Origin of the sequence: Enterobacter sp. PTB (assembly GCF_051130085.1) — a bacterium.
Classification (GTDB): domain Bacteria; phylum Pseudomonadota; class Gammaproteobacteria; order Enterobacterales; family Enterobacteriaceae; genus Enterobacter; species Enterobacter ludwigii.
The window spans coordinates 133040-153180 of record NZ_JBDKEE010000013.1; the positions used below are offsets into that span (position 1 = coordinate 133040).

Genomic DNA, 20141 nt, shown 5'->3' on the forward strand with positions numbered 1-20141 from the left:
GAGGGGGAGGTGAGGCCATCAGGCCGCACACCCGGTCAACATCAATCCTTATCCGACGCGCTCAGCGTAACGGAGGAGAGATAGTTCAGCAGTGCAATATCGTTATCCACACCCAGTTTCATCATTGCTGATTTCTTCTGGCTACTGATGGTTTTAATACTGCGGTTCAGCTTCTTGGCAATCTCGGTGACCAGGAAACCTTCGGCGAACAGGCGCAGAACTTCGCTCTCTTTCGGAGACAGGCGTTTGTCGCCATAGCCACCGGCGCTGATTTTTTCCAGCAAACGAGAGACGCTTTCAGGCGTGAACTTCTTGCCTTTCTGCAGCGCAGCGAGCGCTTTTGGCAGATCGGTCGGCGCACCCTGTTTCAATACAATCCCTTCGATATCCAGATCCAGCACGGCGCTCAGAATGGCCGGGTTGTTGTTCATGGTCAGAACAATGATCGAGATGTCGGGGAAGTGACGTTTGATATATTTGATGAGTGTGATCCCATCACCGTATTTGTCCCCAGGCATGGAGAGATCGGTGATGAGCACATGCGCATCAAGCTTTGGGAGGTTATTGATCAGTGCTGTAGAGTCTTCAAATTCACCGACTACATTCACCCACTCGATCTGTTCAAGTGATTTGCGAATACCGAACAGTACAATCGGATGGTCATCGGCAATAATTACGTTCATATTGTTCATGTATAAGGCTACCTTGCTACAGCAAGCTTTTGACGTAGGCGTCAATGTCGCTGATGTATTTTTCAATGCCAGAGGCATCTTTCTCACGAATTAGATGTTCCAGCGTTTCACATAACTGCTTGCCGGGAACCAGATTAAGCATGGCAAACACCCCTTTAAGCCGGTGTGCTGTCTGTGCCAGCGCTGCAAAATCATTCGCAGCGGACTCAGTATACAACCGCTTAACATCATCTGGTACTGTATCAACAAAGAGTGAATAGTATCCGCTGGCGTGAAGCTCGGCATTTTCATTGCCGCCTAACGGTGATTCCGCTATCTCTTCCTGCGCCAGTTGCTCTTCTATTAGTTGTAGTACAGCTTCCTGCATCGCATTGCTTATATTAAAGTTGACGCGCAGCTGGCCTGGGCCGATTTTTCGCACGCCTGGCTCATCATCGCTTAAAAGCAAGCCGGAGGCAGTAAGATTAGACGGATTATCAGTTAAAAACAGATCAAATTCTTGACTTGAGAGTCTTTCATCCGGCGTTATGCAGGCCGCGCCCCAGTTTTCTAACTGACGAACCACAATATTGCGGATCTCGTTCGAGGTCACATCCACCATCACGACCACATCATCCAGCAGGCGTTCTTCGTCTTCTTCCTGTGGATTCGCCGCCATTTTAACGTGCAGCGAGTAACGCGTGCCAAGTGATTCGCGGGCCTTGATATTCAGATGGCCACCGAGCTTACGTGCCAGCTGATCGCACAGCCAGAAGGTCAGGGCATTGGCCTTGCCGTAATGATCGCTCTGGGTGTCATTCAGGAACGGGAAATGCAGATTATCGATTTCGCTTGTCGTTACGCCTTCCCCGGTATCCAGGATACGGAACGTCAGGCGATCTTCAGCCGACTCGTCGGTACTGACTTCCAGGGTGATCTTGCCGATCTGGGTGGTGGTGACGGCGTACTGAATAATCATCAGCAGAATGCGACGCAGCGCTTCGCGATCGCCATGACGTTCATCATTCGCCGGTAAATGGTTATTGATCAGCAGCTGCAGCCCTTTGCGCTTAATCACGGGCAGGACCTCAGGCACCACTTCATCGATCAGATTCTGGATAGAGAAGAGAGTCGGCGTTCCTTTCCAGAAATCATTTTCGAGCATATTCGCCAGCTGGATCTCATCTACCATGCGCACCAGCGAGTCGGCCTGGCAGGCAAGCTGATGGCTTTCAGATGTATTCAGCGCCGCCGCCTGGGTCGCCAGCATTTTTAACGGCTTCTTGAAGGCATCACCAATATTCTGCATAAAGGCAGCGCGCCCCTGCTGGTTTTTCTCATACAGACGTTGTGCCTGCTTGAGCTTTTTATTCACCAGCACTTCACGATCCTGATCGCGGATGATGAAGATCTGCGTGCGGGAGGCGATCTGGCTGCGGAACTGTCGGATCTCATACAGCTCGTTATTAATGGTGGCCTGAATCACGCCCTGATGTTGATCCGCCATAGCGGTGATGTTCTGCAGATTGAGATGAGGCAGCAGGTGGTCAGCAATTTTATTGCTCATCACCGTACGGTTGGCTTCCTGATCGTGAACCAGCACCCCAAGCGGCAGCACGGAAATAATCTCTTCATTCAGCGCGCGCAACACGCGCAGTTCGTTACTGGTTCCTGCCGGGACCGGGGCGGCATCGCTTTGACGCCCTGACTGGAAGCGGAACGTGCTGTAGCCAAACAGCGCCAGCGCCAGCAGGCCGATATTCAGCAGCAGGGGCAGCAGGATATTTTGCAGCGTATCAAGCAGCAGGGTGCCGAACGGCACTTGCCACACCAGACGCATACCAGTTGAGTTCAGCGAAGAGGCAATTTCGATTTTCGAGCCGTTAAAGGAGATCGATACGCTCTCTGCGGCCTCTTTGTCCGATGCGGCACGCATATTCTGAGTGCTGCTGTCCGGCTCCAGACGGAAGCTGTCGAGCGGCATATCCGGTGGAATCAAGTCATTGATGGGCAAATCGAAGGCCACCACCGTCGCCAGATGGCCTGGCTGGTTAAAGGTGGTACGCAGCGTAAAGTAATGGCCATTCTGCCAGGCGAGGCGGCGCAGAGATGAGAAGCTCTCACGTTCATCAAGGGCGTTCGCCTGCTGCAGCATTTCTGCCCGGCGGGAATCGACAATGCTGCCCACGGTCGTCTCTTTGAAACCGGAAGAGAGATCTTTTAGCGGCAGGGTTGAGATCAGGATCATGCTGTTGTCCTGACCGTTCAGATAGTACATCGACCACGGCACCGTCTCGGCACCCCAAAGGGTATCAAGATAGGTTGAGATGCGCTGGGTCATCTCAAGCGTTGCGCTGTCATGAGAGCCGAAGATCAGCGCTTCGGTTTTACGCTGTGGTTTTTCCAGATAATAGACGTCTTGCTTCAGGCGAGTCTCCTGAAGCCCGTCTCCGGAAGAGGTTGCCGGCGCGGCCGCGATGTTGTCGTAAATCTGCCAGGTTGCATAGCGCCAGGTATCAATGCGCTTGTGGACGGCATGGGTGATATCAACAACCTGATAGCTCTTGTCCTTCAGCCAGGCGTTAACCGCGCTCTGAACCATAACCCCCATTGTGACTAGCAGCACAACGATCAAAAGAAGAAAGAAACGGGTGATGCTCCCGGGTAAGAGGGAGAATTTGCTCGGAGCGGTAGTTTCAGTCTGACTCATTGATATCTTTAACCCGTAATGGTCGTGCTCTATGGCGATAGGGCAGTATAAAGGGTAATACCTGAATTTCCAGCGTCACGCTCTTTGAACCCGCCACTTTTTCGGCTGACAATATCGGAGAACGCCATTGCATGAAACATGTACAAAGCGAGTGAGAGTGTACAAATAAAAACCGATACATACCGATAAATAGCACGAATTAACAAGAAATTGAGATTTGCAGTAATGGCGCGGTTCTCGAGGAGAGAGGAAACGAATTTAGTTAATAGTCGTTACAATTTCAGTGCGGTAGCACAAAAAAACGCATGCTACGTAAAGAAAGGTAAAAAAAAACCGAATGCCAGGCATTCGGTAGAATTAGGGATAAACAGACATTCAAATCTGAATGACGGTAATAAATAAAGTTAATGATGATAGCGAGAGTTATTTTAGAGACAACGGCCGATCTTGTTTTGTCATTCAGTGCTGTAAATATTTTTAATGTAGTTTACTGAATTTAAATGTTTTTTCTTCTCGCTTGATGATAAGTGCTAAATTCTTAAGCTCTTTGTGCTTTGTAAAAGTTCCTTGATATTTACATTTTGAAACATGTTTATCGTGAAATGAAACATTTTCAAAGTTTTCGTATCATATTCCCGTTGGATTATTCTGTAATTTTGCGGAGAATGAAATTGCCGACTGGTTAATGAGGGTTAATCAGTAAGCAGTGGCAATTATAAGGCATATAACAGAGGGTTAATAAAATGAAAGTTAAAGTACTGTCCCTCCTGGTACCAGCTCTGCTGGTGGCAGGCGCAGCAAATGCGGCTGAAATTTATAACAAAGATGGCAACAAATTAGATCTGTACGGCAAAGTTGATGGTCTGCACTATTTCTCTGACGACAAGAGCAATGATGGCGACCAGACTTACATGCGTCTTGGCTTCAAAGGCGAAACCCAGGTTAACGATCAGCTGACCGGTTACGGCCAGTGGGAATACCAGATTCAGGGCAACACCTCTGAAAGCGACAACCAGTCCTGGACGCGTGTAGCGTTCGCGGGTCTGAAATTCGCTGACGCGGGTTCTTTCGATTATGGTCGTAACTACGGTGTGATCTACGACGTAACGTCCTGGACTGACGTTCTGCCAGAATTTGGCGGCGACACCTACGGTGCAGACAACTTCCTGCAATCCCGTGCTAACGGCGTAGCAACCTACCGTAACCAGGACTTCTTCGGTCTGGTTGATGGCCTGAACTTTGCTCTGCAGTATCAGGGTAAAAACGGCAGCGTAAGCGGTGAAAACGATTCCGGTCGTAGCACTCTGAAACAGAACGGTGACGGTTACGGCGCGTCTGTGACCTACAACCTGGGCGAAGGCTTCAGCATCGGTGGTGCGATGTCTTCTTCTAAACGTACTGCTGACCAGAACGACACCGCTAACCTGGCGCTGAAAGGCGAAGGCGATCGTGCTGAAGTTTACTCTGGTGGCCTGAAATACGACGCCAACAACATTTACCTGGCGGCGCAGTACTCTCAGACCTATAACGCAACCCGTTTCGGTAACTCTCAGAGCAGCAGCGACATTTACGGCTTTGCTAACAAAGCACAGAACTTCGAAGTGGTTGCTCAGTACCAGTTCGACTTCGGTCTGCGTCCATCCGTGGCTTACCTGCAGTCCAAAGGTAAAGACATCGAAGGTTACGGCGATCAGGATCTGCTGAAATATGTTGATGTTGGCGCGACTTACTACTTCAACAAAAACATGTCCACCTACGTTGATTACAAAATCAACCTGGTTGATGAAAATGAATTCACCCGTCAGGCGGGTATCGGTACTGATGATATCGTAGCGCTGGGTCTGGTTTACCAGTTCTAATCGCTTCATCGTGTGACAAAGGGGGCCTTATGGCCCCTTTTTCGTGCCTTTTCGGTTCTTACAATTCACCCTTTTGGTGTACTCTTGCCGCCCTGGCATGAGGATAATAATGAATGGACATGACTTTTTTACGCGCCAGCTTCCTGGCTATACTTTTTTTCCTGACAGCATGTGACTCTTCCACGCCTGTGGCCAAAACGGATGCTCCCGCGGCGACGGTGCTGGAAGGCAAAACGATGGGCACATTCTGGCGTGTCAGCGTGATGAATCTCGATAAGACACGCGCTGACGAACTTCGCAGCAAAATTCAGTCGCAGCTGGACGCCGACGATCAGCTTCTTTCGACCTACAAAAATGACTCTGCGCTGATGCGCTTTAACCTCTCTACCAGCACTTCCCTGTGGCCGGTGAGCGAAGCAATGGCCGATATCGTGACCGAATCAATGCGCGTGGGCTACAAGACCAACGGCGCGATGGACGTGACAGTGGGGCCGCTGGTTAACCTGTGGGGGTTTGGCCCGAACAAGCAACCTGTCACCACGCCTGACCAGGCGGCGATAGATGACGCCCGCGCCCGGACAGGGTTGCAGCACCTGACGGTGATCAACCAGTACGGACAACAGTACCTGCAAAAAGATATTCCCGATCTGTTTGTCGATCTGTCGACGGTAGGGGAAGGGTATGCGGCAGATCATCTGGCCGCGCTGATGGCCCAGGAAGGTATTTCGTGTTACCTGGTGTCCGTGGGCGGCGCGTTAGTCAGCCGCGGCATGAATGCCAGCGGTAATCCGTGGCGGGTGGCGATTCAAAAACCGACCGACCAGCAAAACGCCGTACAGGCGATTGTGGATATCAACGGTCACGGTATCAGCACCTCCGGGAGTTACCGTAACTATTATGAGCTCGACGGGAAGCGGATTTCGCATGTCATCGATCCGCAGACCGGCCGCCCTATCGCGCATAATCTGGTCTCGGTGACGGTCATTGCCCCCACCGCGCTGGAAGCCGATGCCTGGGATACCGGTTTAATGGTCCTCGGTCCGGAGAAAGCCAAAGAGGTGGTCCGCCAGGAAGGACTGGCTGTCTATATGATCACCAAAGAGGCTGATGGCTTCAAAACCTGGAGTTCGCCGCAGTTCGACAGCTTCCTGGTGAGTGATAAGAATTAAAAAGCAAGGTTGCGGGTTTTTAATCAGTGGCACTCGGGCACGCTGTATGTATGCTTGTAAGAGGAGCTGATGATGAAAAACCCGACCTTTACTACCGATGACGATCGCTGGCTGGCCGTGCTGGCTCGCGATCCGCGTGCTGACGATCAGTTTGTCTTTGCCGTGCAAACGACGGGGATCGTCTGTCGTCCGTCCTGCCGTGCCCGCCACGCGTTACGTAAAAATGTCCGCTTCTACCCCGATGTAGATCATGCCCTTCAGGCAGGGTTTCGCCCGTGTAAACGCTGTCAACCGGACAAACGCGATCCGCAGGAACAGACGCTGGCAAAAGTTGAACATGCCTGCCGTCTGCTGGAGCGCGATCCCGCGTTAACGCTGGAAGTGCTGGCGCAGCAGGTCGCCATGAGTCCTTTCCACTTCCACCGCTTGTTTAAGTCCGTTACCGGTATGACGCCTAAAGCCTGGCAACAGGCGGCGCGGGTACAACGCCTGCGTACCGCGCTTGCGCAGGGGGACAAAATTACCGATGCCGTGCTGGCCGCCGGGTTTCCTGACAGCAGCAGCTATTATCGTCAAGCCAACGCTGCGCTGGGCATGACGGCGAAGCAGTACCGCAAAGGGGATGTGGCGGTGCGTTATGCGATTGGTGAGTGTTCGTTAGGCCGTTGCCTGGTGGGTGAAAGCGAGCGCGGGATCTGCGCAATTCTGCTGGGTGACGACGATGCGACATTAACCAGGGAGCTTTTGACGCTGTTTCCAAAAGCAGAGCGAGAAACGCTGGAAGGAGAATTCGCCCGGCGTATTGAGCGGGTGATTAGCGCTATCGATGACCATACCGTGCCGCTGGCACTTCCGCTGGATATTCGGGGCACCGCTTTCCAGCAGCGTGTGTGGCAGGCGCTTCGTGACATTCCCCGCGGTGAAACGGCAAGTTATCGCCAGGTGGCGCAGACGATCGGTAGCCCAGGCGCTGTCCGTGCGGTGGCGGGAGCCTGTGCCGCAAATAAACTGGCCGTTATCATCCCCTGCCACCGTGTTGTTCGTCACGACGGTGCGCTTTCAGGCTACCGCTGGGGGACAGAACGAAAGGCGTTGTTACTGAAACGTGAGGCAAAGAACCCGGAGGGATAATGCTCGATCTTTTTGCAGATGCGGAACCCTGGCAGGAGCCCCTTGCGCCCGGCGCGGTGATCCTGCGCCGCTTTGCGCTTTCCCGCGCGGCGGCGCTGCTTGCCGGCATCGATGAGCTGGCGGCGGTCTCGCCGTTTCGACACATGGTGACACCCGGGGGGTACACCATGTCGGTGGCGATGACGAACTGCGGGGAACTGGGCTGGGCGACAAACGCGCAGGGCTATGTATATGCCCCGGGCGATCCTGTAACCGGCCAGCCATGGCCGCCGATGCCTGACGTTTTTCGGGCGCTCTGCCATGACGCCGCCGTTGAAGCGGGCTATGCCGACTTTCGCCCGGATGCCTGTCTGATTAACCGCTACGCCGTGGGGGCAAAGCTCTCGCTGCATCAGGACAAGGATGAACCCGATCTGCGCGCGCCGATCGTCTCGGTATCCTTAGGCCTGCCCGCGGTCTTCCAGTTTGGCGGATTACGCCGTAACGATCCGCTGAAACGGCTCATGCTGGAGCACGGTGATGTGGTGGTTTGGGGCAGGGAATCGCGGCTTTTTTATCACGGCATTCAGCCCCTCAAACCGGGAGTACATCCTCAGACCGGCGAGTTCCGCCTTAACCTGACGTTCCGGCAGGCATCCCGTGGCCAATAAAAATAAGAATTATTCTTGATGTAACCGTCCGGCAGTTTAAACTGCTGGCTGATTTTTATTGCCCGGATTGCCTGCATGCAACTACTTCTCCTCGTCTGGCGTCAGTATCGCTGGCCCTTCATTGCCGTCATGGCGTTAAGCCTCGCCAGCGCCGCGTTAGGTATCGGCCTGATCGCGTTTATTAACGTGCGCTTGATTGAAATGGTCGATACCTCACTCGCCGTCCTGCCGGAGTTTCTTGGCCTGCTACTGCTGTTGATGGCGGTGACGCTCGGCTCGCAGCTGGCGCTGACGGCGCTGGGACACCATTTCGTTTTCCGTCTGCGCAGTGAATTTATCAAGCGTATTCTGGACACGCAGGTAGAACGCGTTGAGCAGCTTGGAAGTGCCTCCCTGCTGGCAGGGCTGACCAGCGACGTGCGCGCCATTACCATTGCCTTCGTTCGTCTGCCGGAGCTGGTGCAGGGCATTATTTTGACCTTTGGTTCGGCGGCGTATCTCGCCTGGCTCTCCACAAAAATGCTGGCGGTCACTGCGCTGTGGATTGTTATCACCATCTGGGGCGGTTTTCTGCTGGTGTCGCGCGTCTATAAACACATGGCGGTGCTGCGTGAAACCGAGGATAAGCTCTATAACGATTACCAGACCGTGCTGGAAGGGCGTAAAGAGCTGACCCTGAATCGCGAGCGTGCCGAGCATATCTTTAACCATCTCTATATTCCCGATGCCCGCGAATACCGGCATCACATCATTCGCGCCGATACCTTCCACCTGAGCGCGGTGAACTGGTCGAACATTATGATGTTGGGCGCCATTGGCCTGGTCTTCTGGATGGCGAACAGTCTGGGATGGGCGGATACCAACGTCGCGGCGACCTATTCACTGACGCTGCTGTTTTTACGTACACCGCTCCTCTCCGCCGTGGGCGCATTGCCAACGTTGCTGAGCGCTCAGGTGGCGTTTAACAAGCTCAATAAATTCGATCTCGCACCGTTTAAAGCCGAATTCCCACGCCCGCAGGCCTTCCCGAACTGGCAAACCCTGGAACTGCGTAACGTCATGTTCCGCTATCAGGACAACGCTTTTGCCGTCGGACCGGTAAACCTGACGATTCATCGCGGCGAACTGCTGTTCCTGATTGGCGGTAACGGTAGCGGAAAATCCACGCTGGCGATGCTGCTCACCGGTTTATATCAGCCGCAATCGGGCGAGATTTTGCTGGATGGCAAAGCGCTGAGCGCGGAGAAACCTGAGGATTATCGCAAGCTCTTCTCGGCGGTCTTCACCGATGTCTGGCTCTTTGATCACCTGCTGGGGCCGGAAGGGCAGCAGGCTAACCCTGCGCTGGTGGAGAAATGGCTTGGGCAACTGCAGATGTCCCATAAGCTTGAGCTTCAGGACGGTAAAATCCTGAACCTGAAACTCTCGAAGGGGCAGAAAAAGCGCGTGGCGCTGCTGCTGGCACTGGCTGAAGAGCGTGACATCATCCTGCTTGATGAATGGGCGGCAGACCAGGACCCGCATTTCCGCCGCGAGTTTTATCAGGTGTTACTGCCGCTGATGAAGGCGATGGGCAAAACTATTTTCGCCATCAGCCATGACGATCACTACTTCATTCATGCCGACCGTCTGCTGGAGATGCGCGACGGCAAGCTCAGCGAGTTGACCGGCGAGGAGCGCGATGCGGCGTCTCGTGATGCGGTAGCGCGCACGGCCTGATGTCTCGTCTGACCCTCTCCGACCGGGAGAGGGGATAAAATCGCGGCCGATGTGCCGCTTTTTTATGCATCCCGTCCCGTTGTTTATTCTTATTTACATATCCCCGCGCTATGCTTAATGCCATCTCATTTCATGGATTTATGATTGATGTCGGTATTAAAGAAAAACAGCGCCCGGCAGCGTGACCAGGAACGTGCGCGTCTCATCTGGCTTCTCACGACCGATAAAGCGGTCACTTCTGCGTTACTGGGCAAACTGACCCTGGCTGAGCAATATGATGTCGGCACTTTAGCCGACGATATTGCTGAGGTAGGTGCACTGGTTGCCCATTTGCCTCCGCCCGACCTGGCGGATACCCTCGAAGCACTTCCCTCGGAAGAGCGTCACGCCCTGTGGCGTCTGGTGCAGGATCACGAGCGCGGGCAGGTGCTGCTGGAGGCGTCGGAAAACGTCTGGGATGACCTTATCGATGAGATGAGCGACCGGGATATTCTTGATGCCCTGCAAACGCTGGATATCGACGAACAGATTTACCTTGTTCAACACCTGCCGCGTAACCTGACCGGCCGACTGCTGGCCTCGCTGCCTGCCGATGAGCGGGCGCGCGTGCGCCAGGTGATGCACTACGATAAACACAGCGTTGGCGCAATTATGGAGTTTGGCGTCATCACGGTGCGCCCGGACGTCACGCTTGGCACGGTGCAGCGCTATTTACGCCGCCTGGGGAGTATGCCCGACAACACCGATAAACTGTTCGTGACCTCGCGGGATAAAACCCTGCTCGGTGAGCTGGAGCTGAAAACGATCCTGCTCAACAGCACTCAGCGGCGGGTGAGCGAGGTCATGGAAAACGAGCCGATGGTCTTCTCGCCGGAGGATGACGCGGAAAAAGCCGCGCGTACCTTCGAACGTGACGACCTCGTGAGTGCGGCGGTGGTGGACTCGGTCGGCAAGCTGATGGGACGTCTGACAATCGATGAGATCGTTGACGTGGTCTACGAAGAGACCGATAACGATCTGCGTGCGCTTGGTGGGATCAGCGCCGAAGATGACGTCCATGCCTCCGTGGGCAAGGCGGTCAAAACCCGCTGGGCCTGGCTTGCCATTAACCTCTGTACCGCGTTTATCGCCTCCCGCGTGATTGATGGCTTCGAACACACCATTTCGCAGCTGGTCGCGTTAGCCTCGCTGATGCCGATTGTGGCCGGGATAGGCGGCAATACCGGCAACCAGACCATCACCATGATTGTTCGCGCGCTGGCGCTGGAGAACATTCAGCCGGGTAACTTTGCCTTCCTGATCTTCAGAGAGATGGGCGTGGCGCTGATTAATGGCCTGGTGTGGGGCGGAATTATGGGCGGCATTACCTGGTGGCTGTACGACGATATGGCATTAGGCGGCGTGATGATGCTGGCGATGGTGCTGAACCTGCTGGTTGCGTCGATGATGGGTGTCATCATCCCGTTGACGATGACAAAACTCGGGCGCGACCCCGCAGTGGGGTCGAGCGTAATGATCACTGCCATCACCGATACGGGCGGCTTCTTTATTTTTCTTGGGCTGGCAACGCTTTTTCTTCTTTAACCCGACGCTTAATTCGGGCGGGAAGGAGTGCCATCACGATAATCCCGCCCAGCACACCAATGGCCAGGTTGCCGGTTGAAACCGTGGCTGCAACGGTCACCAGCATCACGACCGTTTCCGCAATGGGGGCATTTTTCATCGTCGCGGGCTGCAGGCTATGCCAGCTGAAGGTTTTGACGGCGACAATCGCCATAATCCCGGCCAGCACGGCCATCGGGATGCGGGCCATCACTTCACTCAGCGCCGTCACCAGCACCAGAAGCACAAGACCGGCCGCAACAGTGGAAATGCGGCTGCGGCCTTTGCCCATCTCCACGTTGACGATGGTTTGACCAATCATGGCGCAGCCTGCGATACCGCCATACCAGCCGGCCAGAATGTTACCGATGCCCAGACCAATGCTTTCGCGGCGCTTGCCGGACGGGGTTGCTGTCAGCTCATCCACCAGTTTTGCCGTCAGCAGCGACTCCAGCAGACCCACAAATGCAATGCTTAATGCGCATGGCCAGATAATGCTCAGCGTATCGGTGTTCAGCGGGACAAGCAGCTGCGTCAGCCCGGGCAGGCCACCGCTCATGGTGCCTTCGTCACCCACGGTCGGCAGGATTTGCCCGGTGGTCACGGTAAACAGGGTTAACACCACAATGGCAATAAGCGGCGCGGGGATACTTTTGATATAGCGGGGCACCCAGAGGACGATCAGCAGCGTCAGCACGAACAGGCCCACAATCAGCGGGCTTCGGCTCCAGAAATGGGGAACCTGGGCGAAGAAAATCAAAATACCGAGCGCGTTAACAAATCCGGTCATCACCGACTGCGGAATAAAGCGCATCAGTCGCGCCATGCCGAGCACGCCGAAGAGGATCTGGATCGCCCCGGCCAGCAGAACGGCCGGCAAAATGTACTGCACGCCATGCTGATGCACCATCGGGCCAATCACCAGCGCCACGGAACCCGCTGCCGCCGTGACCATTGCCGGGCGGCCGCCGAGCACGGACAGGGCAAGACACAGCACCACGGAAGCAATCAGGCTGACTTTAGGATCAACCCCTGCGACGACAGAAAACGAAATCACTTCAGGAATAAGCGCCAGGGCAGTAATCACGCCTGCCAGCGTTTCACGCATCAGCAGCCGGGGAGAGCGTAACACCGAGGCGACATGGCCTTCATGGGGTAAAGAAGAATCGGGTAATGACATAACACTTCGCAGGTTAGGGCAGGCTTCCGTGCGCGCGATCACAAAACGCAACATACTAGCCAGAAAAGCCGCCTTTTGCCAGCCGCATAGGTAATCCCTCACAAACAATCCATCATTAAATTTCACAATTACAATAATTTCTTAACCTTTAAACACCATTTAAAAGTTGTTACCGTTCCCGCGCAGCTTTTTTCACCTGCAATTTCCACGCATCACGCACTTTTACACTAAGGCATAAATTATGAAAAAAATGACTGCCATGCTCTTGTCTCTGGCCGTGGGGCTGAATACCGTCTCAATGGCGGCAAAAGCTGACACGCCAAAAGAGCAGGAAACGGACGTCCTTTTAATTGGTGGCGGTATTATGAGCGCCACGCTGGGAACCTATCTGCAAGAACTGCAGCCGGACTGGTCTATGACCATGGTCGAGCGCCTCGATGGCGTGGCGCAGGAGAGCTCGAATGGCTGGAACAACGCCGGTACGGGCCATTCGGCACTCATGGAACTGAACTACACACCGCAGAAAAAGGACGGTTCCATTAGTATCGAGAAGGCGGTTGAGATCAACGAAGCATTCCAGATTTCTCGCCAGTTCTGGTCTCACCAGGTGAACAGCGGCGTAATGCACGATCCGCACTCCTTCATCAACACCGTGCCGCACATGAGCTTTGTGTGGGGCGAGCAGAACGTTAACTTCCTGCGTGCGCGCTATGCGGCTCTGCAGCAGAGCACGCTGTTCCGCGGCATGAAATACTCCGAAGATCACGCGCAGATTAAAGAGTGGGCTCCGCTGGTCATGGAAGGTCGTGACCCGAACCAGAAAGTCGCCGCGACTCGTACTGAAATTGGTACTGACGTGAACTACGGCGAAATTACCCGCCAGCTGGTAGGTTCCCTGCAGAAAAAAGAGAACTTTAATCTGCAGCTCAGCACCGAAGTGCGTGGCTTTAAGCGCAATGCGGATAACAGCTGGAGCGTGACCGTTGCCGATCTGAAACACAATGAAGAAGAGCACGTCATCAAGGCGAAGTTTGTCTTTATTGGTGCGGGCGGCGCGGCGCTGAAACTGCTGCAGGAAACCGGTATTCCGGAAGCGGACGATTACGCAGGCTTCCCGGTGGGCGGTCAGTTCCTGGTGTCTGAAAACCCGGAAGTGGTGAATCGTCACCTGGCAAAAGTCTACGGTCAGGCTTCCGTTGGTGCGCCACCCATGTCCGTTCCGCACATCGACACCCGCGTGCTTGACGGTAAACGTGTGGTGCTGTTCGGGCCATTCGCGACCTTCTCCACGAAGTTCCTGAAAAACGGTTCCCTCTGGGACCTGCTGAGTGCGACCACCACCTCTAACGTTAAGCCCATGATGGACGTCGGTCTCGATAACTTCGATCTGGTGAAATACCTGATTAGCCAGGTGATGCTCTCTGACGATGAACGCTTTGACGCGCTGAAAGAGTACTATCCGCAGGCGAAGAAAGAAGACTGGCGTTTGTGGCAGGCGGGTCAGCGTGTACAGATCATCAAACGCGATCCGAAAGAGGGCGGTGTACTGCGTCTGGGTACCGAAGTGGTCAGTGACAAAGAAGGCACTGTTGCTGCGCTGCTGGGTGCGTCACCGGGGGCTTCTACCGCTGCGCCAATCATGCTGCATCTGATGGAAAAAGTGTTTAAAGACAAAGTTGCCAGCCCGGAATGGCAGGCAAAACTGAAAACCATTATTCCTTCTTACGGCACTAAGCTGAACGGTAACGTTGACGCGACGGAACAGGAACTGGAATACACCAGCCGCGTTCTGCAGCTGCAATATGTGAAGCCGCAAGCTGCTGCTGACGCAGCACCGAAGGCAGAGCTGAAGCCTCAGGCGGAAAACAAACCGGTCGCGGATATCGCACTCTGATGTGATAAAGCCGGGTAGCGTTAGCGCTTACCCGGCTTATTAAACCGCACAGTATCATGGCCGGGTCAGGCGAAATCGCGACCCGGCTTATCCTTAACGGACTTCTGCGGTGCCCGTCTCTTCTTCCGCCTTCCACACGCGATATTTCACTTCCACGTTTGCAGGCGTATAAACGACGATTGGCAGCTTACTGTTATAGCGCAGCAGACTGTTGTCACCCAGATACGCGGTAACAAATTTCTTCTCTTTCTTGCCATCCGGGCAGGCCATCATGGTCGAAACCGGAGACGTCACTTTATCAAAGACGTAATAGTCGTAGCCCCAACCTTCCAGGGTTTTGCTTTCCAGCTGACCGCCCAGACGGTGCTGGTTGCAGTCCACTTCCAGCGTCTGGCCAATTAACAGTTCCACTTTGAAATTCGCTTCATCCTGCTGAGCGGGTAACTGAATGACCTGACGTTTCATCCCTTTTTCCGCTTGCGGATAAGGCGCTACTTTTTCCAGAGGCTGCGCTTTAGGGGTGTCGCTGGCGAAAGCGCTGGTGCTAACGCATGCGGCGGCAATCAGGGCAATGGCAAATTGAGGTGCTTTTTTCACAGTCATTCCTTTATGTCAAACTATCAGGCACAGGTTAACATAATGTTCGTGAATGGTTAGTGTAATTTACTTACATTTTCAATATTGGCAGCGTATAAAACTCTGTTCATGCGCAATGAGTGGTTGTTTGTACTGCGTTGGAGTCTGGCAGCAGATCGTGTTATTTTAAGTACCACATAATGTTATTCATCTGTGAAGGGAAGAGAGAGATGGTACGTGCAAAACTGAAAACACCTGAAGGCCGCAAGTTCCTGTTGGCGCTACTGGTTGTGTTTATGATTGCTGCCGCGTGCGTTGGGCGGGCAACCATTGTTGGCGTTATTGAACAGTACAACATTCCTCTCTCTGCCTGGACGACCAGCATGTATGTCCTGCAATCAGCGATGATCTTTGTTTATAGCCTGGTGTTCACCGTGCTGCTTGCCATTCCGCTGGGCATTTTCTTCCTGGGTGGGCGTGATAAACACTAAACGCCTTTCCTGCGATAAAAAAGCCAGCCTGAGCGCTGGCTTTTTTATTGGCTCGTTGTTCTTCCTCAGGTTTTTAATCCGTCGTATCCTATTCTGTAAGCAGTCAGGCCACTATTTTCAGAGCAGGAGTTACAGATGCTTTCCAGATTTACGGTACTCAGCCGGATCCCTCGTGGGGTCTGGGTAGTGGGTGGCGTCAGTATGTTGATGGACATCTCGTCAGAGAGTATTCACAGCCTGCTTCCACTGTTTATGGTGACTACGCTTGGAACGAGCGTGTTGGTTATCGGCCTGATTGAAGGGCTTGCGGAGGCTACCGCTCTCTTTATCAAAGTCTTTTCGGGGGCGATTAGCGACTATCTTGGCAAGCGTAAAGGGCTGGCGCTACTCGGGTATGGCCTCGGTGCGCTGAGCAAACCCTTTTTCGCCCTCGCATCCTCTTCGGGGATGGTTTTAGGCGCGCGCCTGATGGATCGTGCGGGGAAGGGGATCCGCGGTGCTCCACGGGATGCACTGGTCGCAGATATCACCCCGCCGGAACTGCGTGGGGCGGCATATGGCCTGCGTCAGTCTATGGATACCACCGGCGCATTTCTGGGGCCACTACTGGCCGTGGGGTTAATGCTGCTGCTACATAATGATTTTCGCGCGGTTTTCTGGATAGCCCTGATCCCCGGCTTTCTTTCGGTTGCGCTGCTGTATTTCGGCCTGAAGGAGCCGAAAACCCCTGTTGAACATAAACGCACTAATCCCATCAAAAGAGAGAATTTAACGCGGCTGGGAAAATCGTGCTGGTGGGTCATTGGCCTGGGGGCGGTATTCACACTGGCACGTTTTAGCGAGGCTTTTCTTGTCCTCCGTGCGCAACAGTCTGGCGTTCCCCTGGCCTTAATCCCGCTGGTGATGGTGGTGATGAACGTGATCTATTCTTTCTCGGCCTATCCGTTTGGCAAACTCTCTGATGGTATGAGCCATACCCGGCTTCTGCAGTGGGGGCTAGTCGTATTGATTGCCGCTGATATCGTTCTGGCCCTGAGTACCCACTGGACCGGTATTATTATTGGCGTTGCGCTCTGGGGCATGCATATGGGGATGACTCAGGGGCTGCTGGCCGCTATGGTGGCCAAAACAGCACCTGCGGATTTGCGCGGTACGGCGTTTGGTCTTTTCAGTATGGTCAGCGGGGTCGGGTTACTGATGGCCAGCGTGGGTGCCGGCGCTATCTGGGAACTGTGGGGCGCAGAATATACCTTTTATGCCGGCGCGGTGATTTGTTTGCTGACGCTGCTTTATCTGCGTAAAACGCCTGCCGAAGTGCGGTAAGAATACGGTTATTAAAATGCTTTTCTTTTTTTAGTCGTACGAATCTGGGCTGGACAGTATTTATGCTGATTCAACCAGCCCTGTCATCCATTGCAATAAATTCCTGCCTCTGTAATTAGCCCCCCTGCTATACCGCCACGTTGTTCAATTATCACACCTCTTATCGCGTGAAATCCGGGCATGTATTCCTCTCTGCATTGCTGACGGTGTCTGGCTTGGGGCCACACCAGCTATGCAGGGACAGGGCGCTTTATCCAGAGGAGGGATGCTTTCGTTACGTCAATGCACGTGCACTGAAACATTATTTCACTTTTTTATGCAGGATAATGAACCGGAAAAATTCACCATCTTAGTGTCATCCACTAAAAAATTATTTGTTGCGATAACAATAGAGATGTTTTGAAGCGAATTAACAGGGAAATGTAGTGGTTGAGTTGATTGTTATTTCTACGATTTGAATTAGGGATATTGATAAATATCAAAAGTGTAATCGTTTACAGTCGTTATTATGCGCGGTTTGAAGTGCTTGTTTCGTTTATTGAAAAAAGTCCCCGACATGTGCCGGGGTAGTTAATTGTTGTTTCTGTTTTCCCTTAACATAAATTAAAGGTAATTATTGTAATGAACCGCCATTCAATCATTTCTTTATGCGTAATAATTGCGCTTTCATGCGGAAGTGTGAACGCCTTCGCTTCTAATTTCATGACCATGGATGAAAAAGCCACTGCTATTCAGTCGATTCGCAATGAAGCCAATCAGGCCATGGAGGATAAGCAGGCTGCATTAAAGGCTTACAATGCCGACCGTTCACCTGAAAATATGGCCCGTTTAGGGGACATCGAAAACAGCTTACGCACTGCAGGCGATCGTATTAATGCAGTACAGGCAACTGAAATGGCTCCCGATGCGCCGCGACCTGTAACACAAAGAGCGCCGCAACCCCTGCAGCAGAAAACGCCACACATTACGGGCACGACTTACCGGAACGCTGTGATTTCAATGCAGCAAGTCACAACAGGGCCAGCCTTACCTGCAGGAACTGCCGTTAACACCCCTGACGCCACCAAAACGTCTGCAGTGGCTGCGCCACAAATCACAGGCACAACTTACCGCGCCGCAGTGGTGTCTATGCAGCAAGCGACAACAGGTCCAGCCTTACCCGCTGGCACGGCGGTTACTGCGCCCTCGCTTACTCATACTCCAGCCACCACGAAAGCACCTGATAACGTTACAAGTGTTGCCATAACAAAAGACACGGGCTCGATTAACGTTGCTGTGTCCAGTATGAAGCCGGGGGCGCCTGTGAATATCACGGTTAATGGTGTCACCACTACCACCACCGCAGGGGAGATCGCCAAAGTCGATCCGAATGTGCAAATCGCAGTTCCGCATGTAGACGCGTTGATCGTCTCTCAGCGTCAGGGAAGCGATCATAGCCGTAATAACTCACGGCATGAGCATGGAACGGGGAACGGCAGCAACAATGCAGCCAACAGCAACAGCGCCCACGGCTTAGGCGGTGGCAATCATATTGGTGGTGGTAGCGCTCAGTCTGGCTCCAGAAACGTGGGTCACTGGTGATAGTCAATCTCTTGATGGGGTGGTTTTTGGGGGTTGTCAGTGGCTGGTGTATGGCTGGAATAGTGGCAAACCTGAAAGAAATCAGGCGACAACATGTCGAATTTGGGAAGTATTTTAAGTGAAACCCTTAAAAAAAGTGTTACTGATGAAAAAGGCTCAGTGGATATTATTCATTCTGGCAGCGGTGACTACAACAGCATGTAGCATTGCTTCCCAACCCGAAACGGATGCATTAAGCACCCGGCCTTTCATGGGGGGGAATGGTAAACGTGTTGCGGCAATGTCAGATTTTCAAATCTGCGAGGCGTTGGGCTATGCACAGGCCCACCACGAAACGAAAGTTTACAACACGCTTTCCGCATTGTTGGAGCAACGCCAACAGGCGGGCACGCTCAGGATCGCTCAGGGTGATTGCACCGCAGCAGCGTTAAACGTCATCAATGAGGAAAAGGCCAAAGTGAAACAGTAGCGCATCAGGGGGCCTAAACGGGCCCCTTTTTTTCCAGTGAGTGACATGACACCCATTTCTCTTTGCAGAAATAAAAAAACAACCCGGAAGGGTTGGTTTTCAAGAATATGTTGGTCGGAAAAACGCTTCTTGGGGATGTCCTCATGTGGCTTATGAAGACATTACAAACATCGCGGTGTGTTAATCAATGGGGATCAGGGCAGGGTTAGATATGTATCAGCTCAGACTTGTTTTGGCTGTCTCAATGCACCGAACCAAACCTAATATGGCAGTAAACGCTCAATCGCGACGTAATAGATTTGGACTTACACTCGTAGCCCATCCACACTTACTCGTGGCAGATCAATTACTGTCTTAATGCTTGTTTCGATGCAGTCAATGATGGACGCACGAGGCCCGCAGCGCCAGTCTGCGCTCGCGTAGAAAGAATTAAGCACTGTATTCATATTTTCAATACTTTCAAAGGCTCGAATGAGATAGTAGCAATCAAGATCGTGCAAAGAGTTACCAAACGACACCACATCGATGCCGTGGCGTTGATGAAGGGGAACGCTAATTTCTGCCATGACGTTATGAAAAACTGCTCCGGTGCCTTTGTGTAAATTGTATTGCAGTATCTCGACTGTTTTCATCATCACTGCTCCAGACGTTGGTGTATCGCACTAAGTCGATTGTCCAATGTTATTGTGTTACACAAAGGAAAATTATCAGCTAAAGTCCGCGCCAGTACATTCGATATGAGGGCTTCAAAGAAATTTATTCATTTGTAAGCCACATATCAGACTCTTCAAACATATCCTCCAGCATGCGGTTCAACTTTTCACGATCGCTTTTGCTGGCATCGCTATTGAGTCCGTTAGCCTGCATAGGCTTAACCTTCACTTCAGCATCAGGGAAGATGTTATGCACTCGCTTCGTAAGCTCGGCCAATATAATTTCTCTGGCTCCATCCAGGCCCTGAACATTTCGCTTATCGTAAACCAACTCAACAAACATAAAACCTCCGTAATAACTTCAAGTGGGGGAGGTATTTTTACTGTAAAAATATACAGCGTCAAGCGTGGCGGAGTGTTTTAAGGGGGAGGTGTCGACCGTTGGTGCTGAAACTACAGGTAA

17 protein-coding genes are annotated in these 20141 nt (G+C 52.9%); 11 read left to right on the top strand and 6 right to left on the bottom strand.

Annotated elements, in window-relative coordinates; genetic code table 11:
• Positions 1-41 precede the first annotated feature (41 nt).
• The gene (gene rcsB, locus AAIR21_RS16930; protein ID WP_006176468.1) at positions 42-692 is read right to left on the bottom strand and encodes a response regulator transcription factor RcsB; all 651 of its coding nucleotides are present in this window, start codon (positions 690-692) and stop codon (positions 42-44) included.
• Between the two features lie 16 nt (positions 693-708).
• Positions 709-3381, bottom strand: a complete 2673-nt coding sequence (gene rcsD / locus AAIR21_RS16935) for a phosphotransferase RcsD (protein WP_020883163.1) — start codon at positions 3379-3381, stop codon at positions 709-711.
• Positions 3382-4124: 743 nt separating this feature from the next.
• On the opposite strand from rcsD, the gene AAIR21_RS16940 reads away from it, so the two are divergent.
• From AAIR21_RS16940 to mgtE, 6 genes are all read left to right on the top strand, one after another.
• Complete coding sequence (locus AAIR21_RS16940) at positions 4125-5240, top strand: porin OmpC (RefSeq protein WP_020883165.1); 1116 nt, start codon at positions 4125-4127, stop codon at positions 5238-5240.
• A gap of 113 nt (positions 5241-5353) precedes the next feature.
• A complete protein-coding gene (apbE, locus tag AAIR21_RS16945) occupies positions 5354-6409 on the top strand; it encodes an FAD:protein FMN transferase ApbE (RefSeq protein WP_183516134.1) in 1056 nt (351 codons plus the stop codon).
• Positions 6410-6481: 72 nt separating this feature from the next.
• Entirely contained in the window at positions 6482-7540 is a 1059-nt protein-coding gene (gene ada / locus AAIR21_RS16950) for a bifunctional DNA-binding transcriptional regulator/O6-methylguanine-DNA methyltransferase Ada (RefSeq protein ID WP_183516135.1), read from the top strand.
• Positions 7540-8190, top strand: a complete 651-nt coding sequence (alkB, locus tag AAIR21_RS16955) for a DNA oxidative demethylase AlkB (protein ID WP_183516136.1) — start codon at positions 7540-7542, stop codon at positions 8188-8190. The genes ada and alkB overlap by 1 nt, the downstream gene beginning before the upstream one ends.
• A gap of 75 nt (positions 8191-8265) precedes the next feature.
• A complete protein-coding gene (locus AAIR21_RS16960) occupies positions 8266-9909 on the top strand; it encodes a multidrug ABC transporter permease/ATP-binding protein (protein ID WP_063156658.1) in 1644 nt (547 codons plus the stop codon).
• Positions 9910-10056: 147 nt separating this feature from the next.
• Positions 10057-11493 (top strand): magnesium transporter, encoded by a 1437-nt coding sequence (gene mgtE, locus AAIR21_RS16965; protein ID WP_020883169.1) that lies wholly within the window; start codon positions 10057-10059, stop codon positions 11491-11493.
• Here the strand turns inward: mgtE and AAIR21_RS16970 are convergent.
• Positions 11456-12745 (bottom strand): SulP family inorganic anion transporter, encoded by a 1290-nt coding sequence (locus AAIR21_RS16970; protein WP_183516137.1) that lies wholly within the window; start codon positions 12743-12745, stop codon positions 11456-11458. The two genes, mgtE and AAIR21_RS16970, sit on opposite strands and share 38 nt — an antisense overlap.
• A gap of 187 nt (positions 12746-12932) precedes the next feature.
• On the opposite strand from AAIR21_RS16970, the gene mqo reads away from it, so the two are divergent.
• Entirely contained in the window at positions 12933-14585 is a 1653-nt protein-coding gene (gene mqo, locus AAIR21_RS16975) for a malate dehydrogenase (quinone) (protein ID WP_014170951.1), read from the top strand.
• A gap of 93 nt (positions 14586-14678) precedes the next feature.
• On the opposite strand, the gene eco is transcribed toward mqo, so the two are convergent.
• Positions 14679-15182 carry a serine protease inhibitor ecotin gene (eco, locus tag AAIR21_RS16980; RefSeq protein WP_040018015.1) on the bottom strand — a complete coding sequence of 168 codons (504 nt, stop codon included), beginning with the start codon at positions 15180-15182 and terminating at the stop codon, positions 14679-14681.
• A 209-nt stretch (positions 15183-15391) separates the two neighbouring features.
• Between eco and AAIR21_RS16985 the strand changes: the two genes are divergently transcribed.
• The 4 genes from AAIR21_RS16985 (at position 15392) to AAIR21_RS17000 (ending at position 19025) form a co-directional block, all read left to right on the top strand.
• Positions 15392-15652 carry a DUF2534 family protein gene (locus AAIR21_RS16985; RefSeq protein ID WP_010433451.1) on the top strand — a complete coding sequence of 87 codons (261 nt, stop codon included), beginning with the start codon at positions 15392-15394 and terminating at the stop codon, positions 15650-15652.
• Between the two features lie 135 nt (positions 15653-15787).
• Positions 15788-16975, top strand: a complete 1188-nt coding sequence (locus AAIR21_RS16990) for an MFS transporter (protein WP_040018014.1) — start codon at positions 15788-15790, stop codon at positions 16973-16975.
• 621 nt (positions 16976-17596) lie between these two features.
• Positions 17597-18556 (top strand): hypothetical protein, encoded by a 960-nt coding sequence (locus tag AAIR21_RS16995; protein ID WP_183516138.1) that lies wholly within the window; start codon positions 17597-17599, stop codon positions 18554-18556.
• Positions 18557-18674: 118 nt separating this feature from the next.
• Positions 18675-19025: a hypothetical protein gene (locus AAIR21_RS17000; protein ID WP_223862567.1), complete on the top strand. Its 351-nt coding sequence runs from the start codon at positions 18675-18677 to the stop codon at positions 19023-19025.
• 305 nt (positions 19026-19330) lie between these two features.
• On the opposite strand, the gene AAIR21_RS17005 is transcribed toward AAIR21_RS17000, so the two are convergent.
• Positions 19331-19657, bottom strand: a complete 327-nt coding sequence (locus AAIR21_RS17005) for an NIPSNAP family protein (protein ID WP_113656152.1) — start codon at positions 19655-19657, stop codon at positions 19331-19333.
• Between the two features lie 124 nt (positions 19658-19781).
• A complete protein-coding gene (locus AAIR21_RS17010; protein WP_014170944.1) occupies positions 19782-20021 on the bottom strand; it encodes a DinI family protein in 240 nt (79 codons plus the stop codon).
• Positions 20022-20141 lie beyond the last annotated feature (120 nt).

What these genes read in the sequence shown, in the direction of transcription:
- rcsB (WP_006176468.1), bottom strand. Translation starts at nt 692, where the DNA reads ATGAACAATATGAACGTAATTATTGCCGATGACCATCCGATTGTACTG.
- rcsD (WP_020883163.1), bottom strand. Translation starts at nt 3,381, where the DNA reads ATGAGTCAGACTGAAACTACCGCTCCGAGCAAATTCTCCCTCTTACCC.
- AAIR21_RS16940 (WP_020883165.1), top strand. Translation starts at nt 4,125, where the DNA reads ATGAAAGTTAAAGTACTGTCCCTCCTGGTACCAGCTCTGCTGGTGGCA.
- apbE (WP_183516134.1), top strand. Translation starts at nt 5,354, where the DNA reads ATGGACATGACTTTTTTACGCGCCAGCTTCCTGGCTATACTTTTTTTC.
- ada (WP_183516135.1), top strand. Translation starts at nt 6,482, where the DNA reads ATGAAAAACCCGACCTTTACTACCGATGACGATCGCTGGCTGGCCGTG.
- alkB (WP_183516136.1), top strand. Translation starts at nt 7,540, where the DNA reads ATGCTCGATCTTTTTGCAGATGCGGAACCCTGGCAGGAGCCCCTTGCG.
- AAIR21_RS16960 (WP_063156658.1), top strand. Translation starts at nt 8,266, where the DNA reads ATGCAACTACTTCTCCTCGTCTGGCGTCAGTATCGCTGGCCCTTCATT.
- mgtE (WP_020883169.1), top strand. Translation starts at nt 10,057, where the DNA reads ATGTCGGTATTAAAGAAAAACAGCGCCCGGCAGCGTGACCAGGAACGT.
- AAIR21_RS16970 (WP_183516137.1), bottom strand. Translation starts at nt 12,745, where the DNA reads ATGTTGCGTTTTGTGATCGCGCGCACGGAAGCCTGCCCTAACCTGCGA.
- mqo (WP_014170951.1), top strand. Translation starts at nt 12,933, where the DNA reads ATGAAAAAAATGACTGCCATGCTCTTGTCTCTGGCCGTGGGGCTGAAT.
- AAIR21_RS16985 (WP_010433451.1), top strand. Translation starts at nt 15,392, where the DNA reads ATGGTACGTGCAAAACTGAAAACACCTGAAGGCCGCAAGTTCCTGTTG.
- AAIR21_RS16990 (WP_040018014.1), top strand. Translation starts at nt 15,788, where the DNA reads ATGCTTTCCAGATTTACGGTACTCAGCCGGATCCCTCGTGGGGTCTGG.
- AAIR21_RS16995 (WP_183516138.1), top strand. Translation starts at nt 17,597, where the DNA reads ATGAACCGCCATTCAATCATTTCTTTATGCGTAATAATTGCGCTTTCA.
- AAIR21_RS17005 (WP_113656152.1), bottom strand. Translation starts at nt 19,657, where the DNA reads ATGAAAACAGTCGAGATACTGCAATACAATTTACACAAAGGCACCGGA.
- AAIR21_RS17010 (WP_014170944.1), bottom strand. Translation starts at nt 20,021, where the DNA reads ATGTTTGTTGAGTTGGTTTACGATAAGCGAAATGTTCAGGGCCTGGAT.